This window comes from Aliihoeflea sp. (assembly GCF_052435475.1).
Classification (GTDB): Bacteria; Pseudomonadota; Alphaproteobacteria; order Rhizobiales; family Rhizobiaceae; genus Aliihoeflea.
The window spans coordinates 114,372-127,690 of sequence record NZ_JBQVMV010000006.1; the positions used below are offsets into that span (position 1 = coordinate 114,372).

At 65.0% G+C, this 13,319-nt stretch carries 11 protein-coding genes; 6 read left to right on the forward strand and 5 right to left on the reverse strand.

Annotated elements, in window-relative coordinates:
• Positions 1–33: 33 nt before the first annotated feature.
• Positions 34–2,229: a primosomal protein N' gene (locus ACT6QU_RS09695; RefSeq protein WP_444563590.1), complete on the reverse strand. Its 2,196-nt coding sequence runs from the start codon at positions 2,227–2,229 to the stop codon at positions 34–36.
• 100 nt (positions 2,230–2,329) lie between these two features.
• Between ACT6QU_RS09695 and fsa the strand changes: the two genes are divergently transcribed.
• A complete protein-coding gene (gene fsa, locus ACT6QU_RS09700; RefSeq protein WP_444563589.1) occupies positions 2,330–2,983 on the forward strand; it encodes a fructose-6-phosphate aldolase in 654 nt (217 codons plus the stop codon).
• 50 nt (positions 2,984–3,033) lie between these two features.
• Here fsa and ACT6QU_RS09705 read toward each other — a convergent pair whose 3' ends face one another.
• On the reverse strand, positions 3,034–3,930 hold the full coding sequence (locus ACT6QU_RS09705; protein WP_444563588.1) for a 1-acyl-sn-glycerol-3-phosphate acyltransferase: 897 nt from the start codon (positions 3,928–3,930) through the stop codon (positions 3,034–3,036).
• Positions 3,931–4,134: 204 nt separating this feature from the next.
• Complete coding sequence (gene leuS, locus ACT6QU_RS09710; protein WP_444563587.1) at positions 4,135–6,762, reverse strand: leucine--tRNA ligase; 2,628 nt, start codon at positions 6,760–6,762, stop codon at positions 4,135–4,137.
• A gap of 95 nt (positions 6,763–6,857) precedes the next feature.
• On the opposite strand from leuS, the gene ACT6QU_RS09715 reads away from it, so the two are divergent.
• The 3 genes from ACT6QU_RS09715 to ACT6QU_RS09725 all read left to right on the forward strand — a co-directional run bounded on the left by ACT6QU_RS09715 (position 6,858) and on the right by ACT6QU_RS09725 (position 8,284).
• On the forward strand, positions 6,858–7,517 hold the full coding sequence (locus ACT6QU_RS09715) for a YggS family pyridoxal phosphate-dependent enzyme (protein ID WP_444563586.1): 660 nt from the start codon (positions 6,858–6,860) through the stop codon (positions 7,515–7,517).
• Between the two features lie 69 nt (positions 7,518–7,586).
• Positions 7,587–7,850, forward strand: a complete 264-nt coding sequence (locus tag ACT6QU_RS09720) for a type II toxin-antitoxin system Phd/YefM family antitoxin (protein ID WP_444563585.1) — start codon at positions 7,587–7,589, stop codon at positions 7,848–7,850.
• Complete coding sequence (locus tag ACT6QU_RS09725; RefSeq protein ID WP_444563584.1) at positions 7,847–8,284, forward strand: type II toxin-antitoxin system VapC family toxin; 438 nt, start codon at positions 7,847–7,849, stop codon at positions 8,282–8,284. The genes ACT6QU_RS09720 and ACT6QU_RS09725 overlap by 4 nt, the downstream gene beginning before the upstream one ends.
• Here ACT6QU_RS09725 and ACT6QU_RS09730 read toward each other — a convergent pair.
• Complete coding sequence (locus ACT6QU_RS09730) at positions 8,259–8,531, reverse strand: usg protein (RefSeq protein WP_024587200.1); 273 nt, start codon at positions 8,529–8,531, stop codon at positions 8,259–8,261. The two genes, ACT6QU_RS09725 and ACT6QU_RS09730, sit on opposite strands and share 26 nt — an antisense overlap.
• A 262-nt stretch (positions 8,532–8,793) precedes the next feature.
• Between ACT6QU_RS09730 and acs the strand changes: the two genes are divergently transcribed.
• Positions 8,794–10,749 carry an acetate--CoA ligase gene (acs, locus tag ACT6QU_RS09735; protein ID WP_444563583.1) on the forward strand — a complete coding sequence of 652 codons (1,956 nt, stop codon included), beginning with the start codon at positions 8,794–8,796 and terminating at the stop codon, positions 10,747–10,749.
• A gap of 99 nt (positions 10,750–10,848) precedes the next feature.
• Here the strand turns inward: acs and rpmE are convergent, their stop codons facing one another.
• Entirely contained in the window at positions 10,849–11,070 is a 222-nt protein-coding gene (rpmE, locus tag ACT6QU_RS09740; RefSeq protein ID WP_024587202.1) for a 50S ribosomal protein L31, read from the reverse strand.
• 201 nt (positions 11,071–11,271) lie between these two features.
• On the opposite strand from rpmE, the gene ACT6QU_RS09745 reads away from it, so the two are divergent.
• Entirely contained in the window at positions 11,272–13,074 is a 1,803-nt protein-coding gene (locus tag ACT6QU_RS09745; RefSeq protein ID WP_444563582.1) for an ABC transporter transmembrane domain-containing protein, read from the forward strand.
• The last annotated feature ends 245 nt before the right edge of the window (positions 13,075–13,319 follow it).

The window sequence follows — 13,319 nt, forward strand, 5'->3', positions numbered from 1 at the left end:
GACATCCGCATACGCGGGCAACGAGCGACCTGTCTACAAAAAGCTCTGCGGATCGACGTCGACGCTCACCCGCACCGACCCGCGCTCCTTCGGCCCGGCGCCGAGCATCGCGCGGATATACCCCTGAATGTCCGCCTTCCGCTCGGCGTGCACCAGCAAGCGAAACCGGTGCCGGCCGGCGACGAGCGAGAGCGGCGCTTCGGCGGGACCGAGCACCATGATCTCGTTCGAGCGCATTGCAGCCTGCCGCAGCCCGCGCGCATGGCCCTCGGCCTCGGCCCGCGTCGCGGCGCTGACGATGACGCCGGCAAGCCGGCCGAAGGGGGGCAGGCGGCCGCGCTCGCGCTCGCTGACCTCGCGGTCGTAGAACGCTTCCGCGTCGCCCGAGACGAGCGCGCGCATCACCGGATGGTCCGGCTGGTAGGTCTGGAGCAGCCCGACGCTCTTCTTGCCGGTGCGCCCCGCCCGGCCCGTCACCTGGCTCAGGAGCTGGAACGTCCGCTCCGCCGCGCGCGGGTCGCCATTGGCCAGCCCGAGATCGGCGTCGACCACCCCGACCAGCGTCATGTTCGGAAAATTGTGGCCCTTGGCGACGAGTTGCGTACCGATGACGATGTCGGCCTCGCCCTTAGCGATGGCCTCGAGCTCGAGCCGCAGCCGCTTCACCCCGCCCAGCATGTCGGAGGAGAGCACGATCACGCGACTGTCGGGAAAGTGCGAGACGATCTCCTCGGCGATGCGCTCGACGCCCGGCCCGCACGGCACCAGATGGTCGAGCGTCCCGCAGGACGGGCAGGCCTCGGGACGGGCTTCGGAATGCCCACAATGGTGGCACATCAACTGGCCGCGAAAGCGATGCTCGACCAGCCAGCTCGAACAGGACGGGCACTGGAAGCGATGGCCGCACACCCGACACAGCGTCAATGGCGCATAGCCGCGCCGGTTGAGGAAGAACAGCGCCTGTTCGCCGCGCTCCACCGTCGCCCGCGCCGCCGAAACGAGCACCGGCGAGATGAACCCGCCGCGCACTGGCGGATGTTCTCGCATGTCGATCGCGCGGATGTCCGGCAGCGCCGCCTCGGCATACCGGCCCGACAGCACCTCCCGCGCATAGCGCCCCTGCCCTGCATTGACGCGGCTTTCGACCGACGGCGTCGCAGACGCAAGCACCACCGGAAACTGCCCGATATGGCCGCGCACCACCGCCATGTCTCGGGCATTGTAGAACACCCGGTCCTCCTGCTTGTAGGCTGGGTCGTGCTCCTCGTCGACGACGATCAGGCCGAGCTCCTTGAAAGGCAGGAACAGCGCCGAGCGCGCGCCGGCGACCACCTGCACGCGCCCCTCCGCCACCTGCCGCCAGACCCGCTCGCGCGTCCGCGGCGCAAGGTCGGAATGCCATTCGGCGGGCTTGGCGCCGAACCTGTCCTGGAAGCGCTCGAGAAACGCTGCCGTCAGCGCGATCTCCGGCACCAGCACGAGCACCTGACGCCCCGCCCGCACCGCCTCCGCGATCGCCTCGAAGTAGACCTCGGTCTTGCCAGACCCCGTCACACCGTCGATCAGCGTCGTCGAAAACCCGCCATCGGTGACCTTGCCGCGCAGATTCTGCGCGGCTTCCGCCTGCTCCGGCATCAGCTCGGCCTGCGCGTAATCCGGGTCCGGCGCGGCGACGACCGGCCGCGGCGCGATCATCGCCTCGTCGAAAACGCCCTGCGCCTTCAGCCCGTCGATCACCGTCAGCGACGTGCCGGCCGCGCGTGCCAGCCCCGAGCGCGTCCAGGCGAACCCGTCGGACGCCATCTCGAGCACGCGCCGGCGCGCATCCGTCATCCGGTCGGGCTCGGTGCCCGAAAGCACCAGCCCGTCGATCATCGGCTCGGGATCGAACGCCGCCGGCGCGCGCAGCAGCATCCGCGCCACCATGCCGGGTGGTGAGAGCGTATAGCTCGCGACCCAGTCGACGAAGCGGCGCAGCTCCGCGCTTATCGCTGGACAGTCGAACACATGGTCGATCGGCCGCAATTTCTTCGGATCGACCGATCCCCCGTCGCCGTCCCACACCACGCCCGCAACCAGCCGTGGCCCGAGCGGCACGCGCACGATCGAGCCCGGCACGACGTTCATCCCGTCCGGCACGGCATAGGAATAGGCGCGATCGGCCGGCATCGGCACGAGAACGGGCACGACCTTGCTTGGCGGGAAGAGGGAAGGCGAATCTTGGCTCATCGGACGTGACCTTGCCCCGATCTTGCGCTAGTGCAAGTCCCAACCGCCGGCTGGCGGACTTCCCATCCGCCGCCCGCCCAAAAGCCTGAAGGAGACGCACATGAAATTCTTCGTCGATACGGCCGACGTCGCCGACATCCGCGAACTCAACGAATACGGCCTGCTCGACGGCGTGACGACCAACCCGTCGCTGATCCTGAAGTCGGGCCGCGACATCAAGGAAGTCACCAAGGAAATCTGCGACATCGTCGACGGCCCGGTCTCGGCCGAAGTTGCCGCCACGGACTATGCCGAGATGATGCGCGAGGCCGACGTTCTGTCGAAGATCGCCAACAATATCTGCATCAAGCTGCCGCTGACGCTCGACGGCCTCAAGGCCTGCAAGGCGATCACCGGCGACGGCCGCCTCGTCAACGTCACGCTCTGCTTCTCGGCCAATCAGGCGCTGCTCGCCGCCAAGGCGGGCGCGAGCTTCATCTCGCCCTTCATCGGCCGCATCGACGACATGGGCACGGACGGGATGGAGCTGATTTCCGAGATCCGCACCATCTACGACAATTACGATTTCAACACCGAGATCCTCGCCGCCTCGATCCGCACGGTGAACCACGTCAAGCTTGCGGCCCTCATCGGCGCCGACGTCGCGACCGTGCCGCCGGCGACCCTCAAGGCGCTGGTCAAGCACCCGTTGACGGACAAGGGCCTCGAAACATTCCTCGCCGACTGGGCCAAGACCGGCCAGAAGATCGGCTGATCGGTCAAATCCCGAGCACAAAAAAACCCCGCTTCGAGCGGGGTTTTTTCTTACCTGCGGAACTCGGCGCCGGGGTCCCGCGCCAGATCCTCGACCGTGTGCTTTTGCAGTAGGCCCGCCACCTCGGCCGCGTCCCCCTGCAGGAGATCGGGTGCGATCGGCTTGCCGACTGTGATCTCGAACGGCCGGTTCTTCTTGTTGAGAAGCTCGTGGAACACCGTCATGTCGCGCATCTCGGTCGAGTATTTCGACAGGAAGTAGAACAGCCCCGAATTGCGCGCGGTGATGTGCGCGGGCACGACCGGCACGTTGTAACGCCGTGCCAGCGCCACGAAGGAAGGCTGCCAGGGCCGTTCCGTCAGCTTGTTCTGATTCCAGTAGGCGATGCGGCCGGACGGAAACAGCACCACGGCGCGGTCGTTGGCGAAGGCCTTGGCCGTCATTTCCAGCGTGTCGCGGCTCTTCGAATGGCTCTTCTCGCCCTGCCGCCACTCGACGGGGATGATCAGGTCGCGCAGGCCCGCCGAGACGCGCAGCGCGTCGCGATTGGCGAAGATCGACAGGTCGTCGCGCACCGGCTTCATCAGGTCGTAGACGGCGATACCGTCGGCGATGCCCGTCGGATGGCTCGGCGCCAGCACGAAGCCGCCGGTCTTCGGAATGTTGTCGAGCCCAGTCACGGTCACGTCGAGCGCCAGCAGCTTCGACAGATAGTCGAAGGCCGCGATGCCCGGCAGCGGCGCCATGTCGTTGGCCATGGAGACGGCGAGGTCATAGTCGAAATAGCGGTAGATCAGGGGCCGCAGCGCCGGCCAGGCCGGGTTGCGCGACAGATGCGTCGCACGCTCGGCGATGAGCTGGTCGACCACATGGTCGCGCGGCTTGGCCGAAGGCATCAGATAGCTGATGATCGAGGTGAGACTTAACGGCGCCTGCCGAAGATTCATTCTATGCACTCCGTCACGCGCCTTCATCGCCGAACGGGATGACGCGGCCATGACATTCTTGCAAGAATGAGTTTGGTAACAAAAAGTTCCTGAAGAACAGCGAACGTGTAGATAGCCGTCGCCATCGAACGCAATCGCAGGTCGAACCGGCGCAGCAGCACCGGACCGGCGGACGCCCACAGGCGCCCGCCTTATTGGGCCAGCTCAAGCTACGACGTTCACGATCCGCTGCGGCACGACGATGACCTTGCGCGGCGCCTTGCCTTCGAGCGCCTTCTGCACGGCGTCGAGCGCAAGCGCTGCCGCTTCCACAGCCGACTGGTCCGCGTCGCGCGCGATCGTCAGATCGCCGCGCTTCTTGCCATTGACCTGAACCGGCAGCGTGATTTCATCATCGACGGTCAGCGCCGCGTCGAATTGCGGCCAGCCTTGATCCGCGACCATGCCCTCGCCGCCCAGCGCCGCCCAGCACTCTTCTGCCAGATGCGGCATCATCGGCGCCACCATCACCAGCAGCTTGTCGAACGCGTCGCGCAGCGCCGCCTTGTCGGCATCGCTCGCCGCAGCCAACGCCTGAACGCGCGGCGCCATTGCATTGACCAGTTCGTAAAGCCGCGCGACCGCCTTGTTGAAGCCGAGCCGCTCGATATCCGCGCCAACCGCCTTCACGGTCTTGTGCGCGAGCTTGGAGATGGCGGCCGCCTCGCCCTCCCGCGCAGGCGCGCCCGAAACGCCCTTCAGCGTCTCCGAAGCTTCCGAAACCAGACGCCACACGCGCTGCACGAAGCGGTGCGCACCCTCGACGCCGGCTTCCGTCCAGATCACGTCACGGTCCGGCGGCGAATCCGACAGCATGAACCAGCGCGCCGTGTCGGCGCCGTAGGAGGCGATGATGTCGTCGGGATCGACGACGTTCTTCTTCGACTTCGACATCTTCTCGATCGATCCGATCGTGATGTCCTCACCGGTCGAAATCAGCGTCGCACGCCGCGCGCCTTCGACTTCCTCCAGCTTCACTTCGGCAGGCGTTACCCAGCCCTTCGCGCCACGATAGGTCTCGTGGACGACCATGCCCTGCGTGAAAAGCCCCTCGAACGGCTCCTCGACCACGTTCAGATGCCCCGTCGCCTTCATCGCGCGGGCGAAGAAACGCGAATAGAGCAGATGCAGGATCGCATGCTCGATGCCGCCGATATACTGGTTGACCGGCAGCCATCCGTTCGGCCCGTCGACATGGGCGACATCGGTCGGCTGGTCCTCGTTCCACGGATCGGTGAAGCGGGCGAAATACCACGAGGAATCGACGAACGTGTCCATCGTGTCGGTGTCGCGGCGGGCATCCTTGCCGCAATTCGGGCAGGCAGCGTGCTTCCAGGTCGGATGGTGGTCGAGCGGGTTGCCCGGCTTTTCGAACGACACCTCGTCGGGCAGCCGCACCGGCAGTTGCTCCGCCGGCACCGGCACCGCGCCGCAATCGTCGCAATGGATGACCGGGATCGGGCAGCCCCAGTAGCGCTGGCGCGAGATCAGCCAGTCGCGCAGGCGGAACTGCACCTTGCGCTGCGCCTGCGGCCGGTTGCCGAGCGTCGAGGATTCCAGTCGCGAAGCGACCTCTTCGAACGCATCCTTCGGCGTCATGCCGTCGAGGAAGCGCGAATTGATCATCACGCCGTCGTCCGTATAGGCCTCGTCGATGATCTGGAAATTCGCCGCGTCGCCTTCCTTCGGCATCACCACCGGCACGACCGGCAGGCCGTATTTGTTGGCGAAGTCGAGGTCGCGCTGGTCGCCCGACGGGCAGCCGAAGATCGCGCCCGTTCCGTAATCCATCAGCACGAAATTCGCCACGTGCACCGGCAGCGTCCAGCTTTCGTCGAAGGGATGGACGACGCGTATGCCGGTGTCGAAGCCCTTCTTTTCCGCCGTCTCGATCTCGGCTGCAGACGTTCCGCTGCGCTTGATCTCCGCGATGAAATCCGCCAGCGCCGGGTTCTTCTCCGCCGCCTTCTTCGCCAGCGGATGGTCGGCCGCGATCGCCATGAAGGACGCGCCGAAGATCGTGTCGGGCCGGGTCGTGTAGACTTCGAGCTCGCTCTCGCCTTCGGGCGCCGTCGCCGGGTCCAGCTTCCAGCGAAGCTGCAGGCCTTCCGACCGGCCGATCCAGTTCGACTGCATCAGCTTGACCTTCTCGGGCCAGCGCTCGAGCATGTCGAGCCCGTCGAGCAGGTCCTGCGCCATCGACGTGATCTTGAAGAACCACTGCGTCAGGTCGCGCTGTTCGACCAGCGCGCCGGATCGCCAGCCGCGCCCGTCGATCACCTGCTCGTTGGCGAGCACGGTCATGTCTTCGGGGTCCCAGTTGACCTTGGCGTTGCGGCGCTCGACGAGGCCTGCCTGCCAGAAGTCGAGGAACATCTTCTGCTGGTGCTTGTAGTAGCTGGGGTCGCAGGTCGCGAATTCGCGCGCCCAGTCGAGCGACAGGCCCATCGTCTTCAACTGGCCCTTCATCGTCTCGATATTGGCATAGGTCCAGTCGCGCGGATTGACCTTGTTGTCGCGCGCGGCGTTCTCGGCCGGCAGGCCGAAAGCGTCCCAGCCCATCGGATGCAGCACGTTGTATCCGGCCGCCCGCTTGTAGCGCGCCACGACATCGCCCATCGCATAGTTGCGCACATGGCCCATATGGATGCGCCCCGAGGGATAGGGGAACATCTCGAGCACGTAGTATTTCTCGCGCGGATCGTCGTTCTGCGTGGCAAAGAGCTTGGCCTCGTCCCAGGCCTTCTGCCATTTCGGTTCGCTTGCGCGCGGATTGTATCGTTCGGTTGCCATGACCGCTTTTTTGCTTAAGTGGGGACTGAAAAAACGTGCCGGACCTTCACCATGGTTTGGGACAAGCGTCAACACTCGCGGGGATGGCCGGACGAATGACCGATGCGGTGGCAAGACTGGAAGAGGTCCGCGCGAAGATCGAACGCGCCGCGCGTGACGCAAACCGCACGGACGAGGTCATGCTCGTCGCCGTTTCGAAGACCTTCGAGGCCGAAGCGATCCGTCCCGTCCTCGACGCCGGCCAGCGCGTGTTCGGCGAGAACCGCGTGCAGGAAGCGCAAGGCAAATGGCCCGCCCTGCGGGAGGCCTTTCCCGACCTCGAACTTCATTTGATCGGCCCGCTGCAGTCCAACAAGGCAAAGGAGGCCGTCGCCCTCTTCGACGTCATCGAGACCATCGACCGCGAGAAGATCGCTGCAGAATTGGCCAAGGAGATGGAGCGGCAAGGAAAGCACCCGCGCGTCTACGTCCAGGTCAACACCGGCCTTGAAGACCAGAAGGCCGGCATCGATCCGCGCGAGACGGTCGCTTTCGTCAAGCGGTGCCGCGAAACCCACGGCCTTGCCATCGACGGCCTGATGGCGATCCCGCCCGCGGACGAAAACCCCGGCCCCCACTTCGCCCTCCTCGAAAAGCTTGCCCGAGAAGCCGGCGTCGAAAAGCTCTCCATGGGCATGTCCGGCGACTACGAGACCGCCATTCAGTTCGGCGCGACGTCCGTGCGCGTCGGTTCGGCGATTTTCGGGAGCAGGTAAGCGCAACTGGCAGCGACGGGCGGTCGGTGCTATATAGCTAGCCAGTCTAGCTAGCTTTGGACGTGCTTGATGAACTGGCAACTTCAGGACGCGAAGAACCACCTTTCGAAGGTTGTTGAGAAGGCTCTCACCGAGGGCCCGCAGACGGTGACGCGCCGTGGGAAGCGAACCGCTGTCGTGCTGTCGGTCGAGGAATATGATCGGCTCACGAAGGACAAGGACAGGCCGTCGTTCATCGAACACCTCCTGTCGGACCCCGAGTGGCCGGATGATTTGTACGAAGAAGTCAACCGCCGTTCGAAGACACCCAGCAGACCGCCGATCGACTTTTGACTTATCTCCTGGACACCAACATCGTCTCCGACTTGCGCAAGCGACGCGCACCGGTCGTGCGATGGATATCCGACAAGACTTCCGCCCAGTTGTTCATCAGCGTTCTCACGCTGGGAGAAATCGCGCGCGGCGTGACGATGAAGGCGCGCCGCGACCCCGCCTCGGCAGCGCACCTGGGCGCATGGCTCGAACGCACACGAACGACCTTTGCGGATCGCGTCATCGAGGTCTCTGAAGACATCGCGGTGGAATGGGGCCGACTTTCGGTTGCACGCACTCGCGGCGATATCGACGGGCTCATCGCGGCGACAGCCATCGTCCACGGCCTGACCATTGTCACGCGCAACGTTGCTGATTTCACCGATGCCGGCGTCCGCCTGGTCGATCCCTGGAATCTCGGACCATCCGTCAGTGAATCACCAACTCCCCGCTGACATTGCGCCACTCGTTCGGCGAGATCAGTTTTTTGTGCGTGTAGCTCACCGAATGGAGCGGTCCGTCGAGCTTTTCGCGCCAGAAGTCGAGGAAGCGGAAGAGTTCGGGGAATTTCGGCGCTAGATCGTAATGTTGCCAGATGAAAGTCTGCAGCAGACCGGGATGATCCGGCATCCGGTAGAGGATCTGCGCCGTCGTCAGGCCGTAGCCTTGGAGCATCAGCTCCATTTCACGTGTACGTTGCATGGTTCTCACCCCGCAGTCGCATATGAAGCGCGGTCAGTGTGCGGCCCAAAGGCTTAACCGTCCACTTATCACGGCGTCGCTCAAGCGAAATTTATCGCGTTGAATCAGCACCTTGGCAGCGGTGCCCAACAAGTGCTGCTATCTGACATCGCCGCCGCCACGCCGCACCCATCGTCTAATGTTGTGCCTGCGGCCCAAATGCTAATAATGCCCGCATCTTGAGCGGCCGTGCCCGCAAACAATCCTGATCGGGAGGAACTGCATGTCCGAGGTGAAAGTCCATCGCGTCAAGCCGGAGTGGAAGAAGCGCGCCCTGATCGACAGGGACACCTATGAGAAGTGGTACAAGGACTCGATCAAGAACCCGGAAAAATTCTGGGACAAGCACGGCAAGCGGATCGACTGGTTCACGCCCTACACCAAGGTCAAGAACACCTCCTTCGACGGCAAGGTTTCGATCAAGTGGTACGAGGACGGCCGCACGAACGTCTCCTACAATTGCATCGACCGCCATCTGAAGAAGCGCGGCGATCAGGTCGCCATCATCTGGGAAGGCGACAACCCGTATGACGACAAGAAGATCACCTACAACGAGCTCTACGCCCATGTCTGCCGGCTCGCCAACGTCCTGAAGGCGCGCGGCGTCAAGAAGGGCGACCGCGTCACCATCTACATGCCGATGATCCCCGAGGCGGCCTATGCCATGCTCGCCTGCGCGCGGATCGGCGCGATCCATTCGGTCGTCTTCGGCGGCTTCTCGCCCGACGCCCTCGCCGGCCGCATCGTCGACTGCGAATCCACCTTCGTCATCACCGCCGACGAGGGCTTGCGCGGCGGAAAGTCGATCCCGCTCAAGGAAAACACCGACAAGGCGATCGACATCGCGGCGAAAAGCCACGTCATGGTCAAGAACGTGCTGGTCGTGCGCCGCACCGGCGGCAAGATCGGCTGGGCCGAAGGGCGCGACCTCTGGTATCACGACGAGGTGCGCGCGGCGAAGCCCGACTGCAAGCCGGAAAAAATGAAGGCCGAGGACCCGCTCTTCATCCTCTACACCTCCGGCTCGACGGGCAAGCCCAAGGGCGTGCTCCACACCACCGGCGGCTATCTCGTCTACGCCTCGATGACGCACGAATACGTCTTCGACTACCACGAGGGCGATATCTACTGGTGCACGGCGGATGTCGGCTGGGTCACCGGCCACTCCTACATCGTTTACGGACCGCTCGCCAACGGCGCCACGACGCTGATGTTCGAAGGCGTGCCGAACTATCCCAATGCTGGCCGGTTCTGGGAGGTCATCGACAAGCACCAGGTCAACATCTTCTATACAGCCCCCACCGCCATCCGCGCGCTGATGGGCGCGGGCGACGACCATGTGAAGCGCTCCTCGCGCAAGTCCCTGCGGCTGCTCGGCTCGGTCGGCGAGCCGATCAACCCGGAAGCCTGGGAGTGGTACTACAACGTCGTCGGCGACAAGCGCTCGCCCATCGTCGACACCTGGTGGCAGACCGAGACCGGCGGCATCCTGATCACCCCGCTCCCCGGCGCCATCGACCTCAAGGCCGGTTCGGCCACAAAACCCTTCTTCGGCATCCAACCGCAACTCGTCGACAATGAGGGCCAGGTGATCGAGGGCGCGGCCGACGGCAATCTGTGCATCACCGATTCATGGCCCGGCCAGATGCGTACGGTCTATGGCGACCACGAGCGCTTCATGCAGACATACTTCTCGACCTACAAGGGCAAGTACTTCACCGGCGACGGCTGCCGGCGCGACGCCGACGGCTACTACTGGATCACCGGCCGCGTGGACGACGTTCTCAACGTCTCGGGCCACCGGATGGGCACGGCCGAAGTCGAGTCCGCCCTCGTCTCCCACGACAAGGTCTCGGAAGCCGCCGTCGTCGGCTATCCGCACGATCTGAAGGGCCAGGGCATTTATTGCTACGTCACGCTGATGGCCGGCGAGGCAGGCAACGAGGACCTGAAAAAGGAACTCGTCGCCCATGTCAGAAAGGAAATCGGCCCGATCGCCTCGCCCGACAAGATCCAGTTTGCGCCCGGCCTGCCGAAGACCCGCTCCGGCAAGATCATGCGCCGCATTTTGCGGAAGATCGCTGAAGACGATTTCGGCGCGCTCGGCGACACCTCGACGCTGGCCGATCCCGCCGTCGTCGACGACCTCGTCTCGAACCGCCAGAACAAGAAGAAGTAGCGGAGCGCGCGCCGCCTCGCCGGGCGGCGCGGCTCGCCAAGCCGCCAACAAAAAACCCGCCTTGCCGGCGGGTTTTTCGAACTGAACTTCGCGTCCGGCTTAGATACCGAGATTGGCGAACTTGTTCTTGAACTTGGAGACGCGGCCGCCGCGATCGAGCATCGACTGGTTGCCGCCGGTCCAGGCCGGGTGCGTGCTAGGGTCGATGTCGAGGTTCATCGTGTCACCTTCCTTGCCCCAGGTCGAACGGGTCATGTACTCGGTGCCATCGGTCATGACGACCTTGATGCTGTGGTAGTCGGGGTGGATATCGGCTTTCATCGGTCTTGTCCTAATGTCTCGATCGGGAGCACGGAGCCAATGCCTGCGGCGATTGCGCCCGCTCCGGGCACTTGAAGCTGCGACCGTCAGGGTCTACGGCTTCGAAAAACGTCGGCTGGCCTATACAGGAGCCGAATTTGAATCACAAGAGCGCGCCGGCGAAATCGCAAACAGCGCCGGCCCGCGGACGCCGAGGACACCATGAGACCCGCAGACGCTGAAGCCGAAGCCCGCCGGCGCTCGCTTCGCCCCTTGCGCACCATGCTGCCCTATATGCTGCGCTATCGCCGCAAGGTCGCCGGCGCATTGTTCTTCCTGTCGCTTGCAGCCCTGACGACACTGACGCTGCCGCTTGCCGTGCGCCGGATGATCGACCACGGCTTCACCGGCTCCGACGACCAGCTCATCACCAACTACTTCTCGATGCTGATCGTCATCGCGGTGGTGCTCGCCGCCGCCTCCGCCGGGCGCTACTATTTCGTCATCACGCTCGGCGAGCGCGTCGTCTCCGACGTGCGCCGCGACGTCTTCGCCCATGTTGCGCGTCTGTCTCCGGGCTTCTTCGACACGGTGCAGTCGGGCGAAATCATATCCCGATTGACCGCCGACACCACGCAGATCAAGTCCGCCATGGGCGCGACCGCCTCGGTCGCGCTGCGCAACGTCATTCTCGGCACCGGCGCGCTGACGATGATGGTCGTCACGAGCCCCAAGCTCTCCGCTCTCGTCATCGCCGCGATCCCGCTCATCGTGCTGCCGCTCGTCGCCTTCGGTCGCTCGGTGCGGGCGAAGTCGCGCCACGCGCAGGACACGCTCGCCAACGCCACCGCCTATGCAAGCGAGCAAATCGGCTCGGTGCGCACGCTGCAGGCCTTTACCAACGAGGCGCTTGTCACCGGCCGCTATTCGAGCGCCGTCGAGGAAGCCTTCGAGGCCGCGCGGCTTTCCGTCTTCGCCCGTTCGTTCCTCACCTTCTTCGCCATCCTGACGATCTTTTCCTCGATCGTCGGCGTGCTCTGGTTCGGCTCGCGCGACGTTCTGACCGGCGAGATGAGCCCCGGCACGCTGTCGCAGTTCCTGCTCTACGCCGTCTTCGCCGCCGGCGCGCTCGGCGCCTTGTCGGAGGTCTGGGGGGAACTTTCGCAGGCCGCCGGCGCGGCCGAGCGACTGACCGAGCTCCTCGCCGAGGAGCCGCACGTCGCCGAGGCGGCCAACCCCATTCCCCTGCCCGTCCCGGCGCGCGGCGAAGTCGTCTTCTCCGACATCTCCTTCGCCTACCCCGTCCGGCCCGGCCAGTCGGCCATCCAGTCGCTCGATTTCACCGTCCGCCCCGGCGAGACGGTCGCCATCGTCGGCCCGTCCGGCGCCGGCAAGAGCACGATCTTCTCCCTCCTGCTGCGCTTCTACGACCCGTCCGCCGGCGCGATCCTTGTCGACGGCGTAGACATCCGGCAGGCTTCGCTCGACGATCTGCGCGCGCGCATCGCCATTGTGCCGCAGGACGTGACGATCTTCGCCGCGACGGCGGCCGAGAACATCGGCTTCGGCCGGCCGGGCGCCACCCGCGCCGAGATCGAGGCGGCCGCGCGCGACGCCCACGCCGAAACCTTCATCGGCAATCTCGACGCCGGTTTCGACACTGAGCTTGGCGAGCGCGGCGTGACCCTTTCCGGCGGCCAGCGCCAGCGCGTCGCCATCGCCCGCGCCATCCTGCGCGACGCCCCCATCCTGCTGCTCGACGAAGCCACCTCCGCCCTGGACGCCGAAAGCGAAACGCTGGTCCAGGCTGCACTGGAGCGCCTGATGGAAGACCGCACCACGCTCGTCATCGCCCACCGGCTGGCGACCGTCCTCAAGGCAGACCGCATCCTCGTCATGGATCAGGGCCGCATCGTCGAGACCGGCACGCATGAAAGCCTGGTGCGCCAGGGCGGCACCTACGCCCGCCTCGCCAGCCTCCAGTTCGACGCCGGTGCCGAAGCGTTCAGAAGGGCTGCGGAGTAGGCATCGGGCTGCTGGTCATTCCCCGCGCCCCCTCCGTCCCTTCGGACCACCTCCCCCGCTTCGCAGGGGAGGATCAAGGCGCGGCCATTCTCGACGGCAAATCCTTCCCCGTTCACGGGGGAGGTGGCCCGAAGGGACGGAGGGGGCGCACATCACCCCAGCAGATTCCGCGCCGTCCGCATGAAAATCCGCGCCCCGATCGGGATCAGATCGTCCGGAAAATCGTAATCAGGATTGTGTAGTTG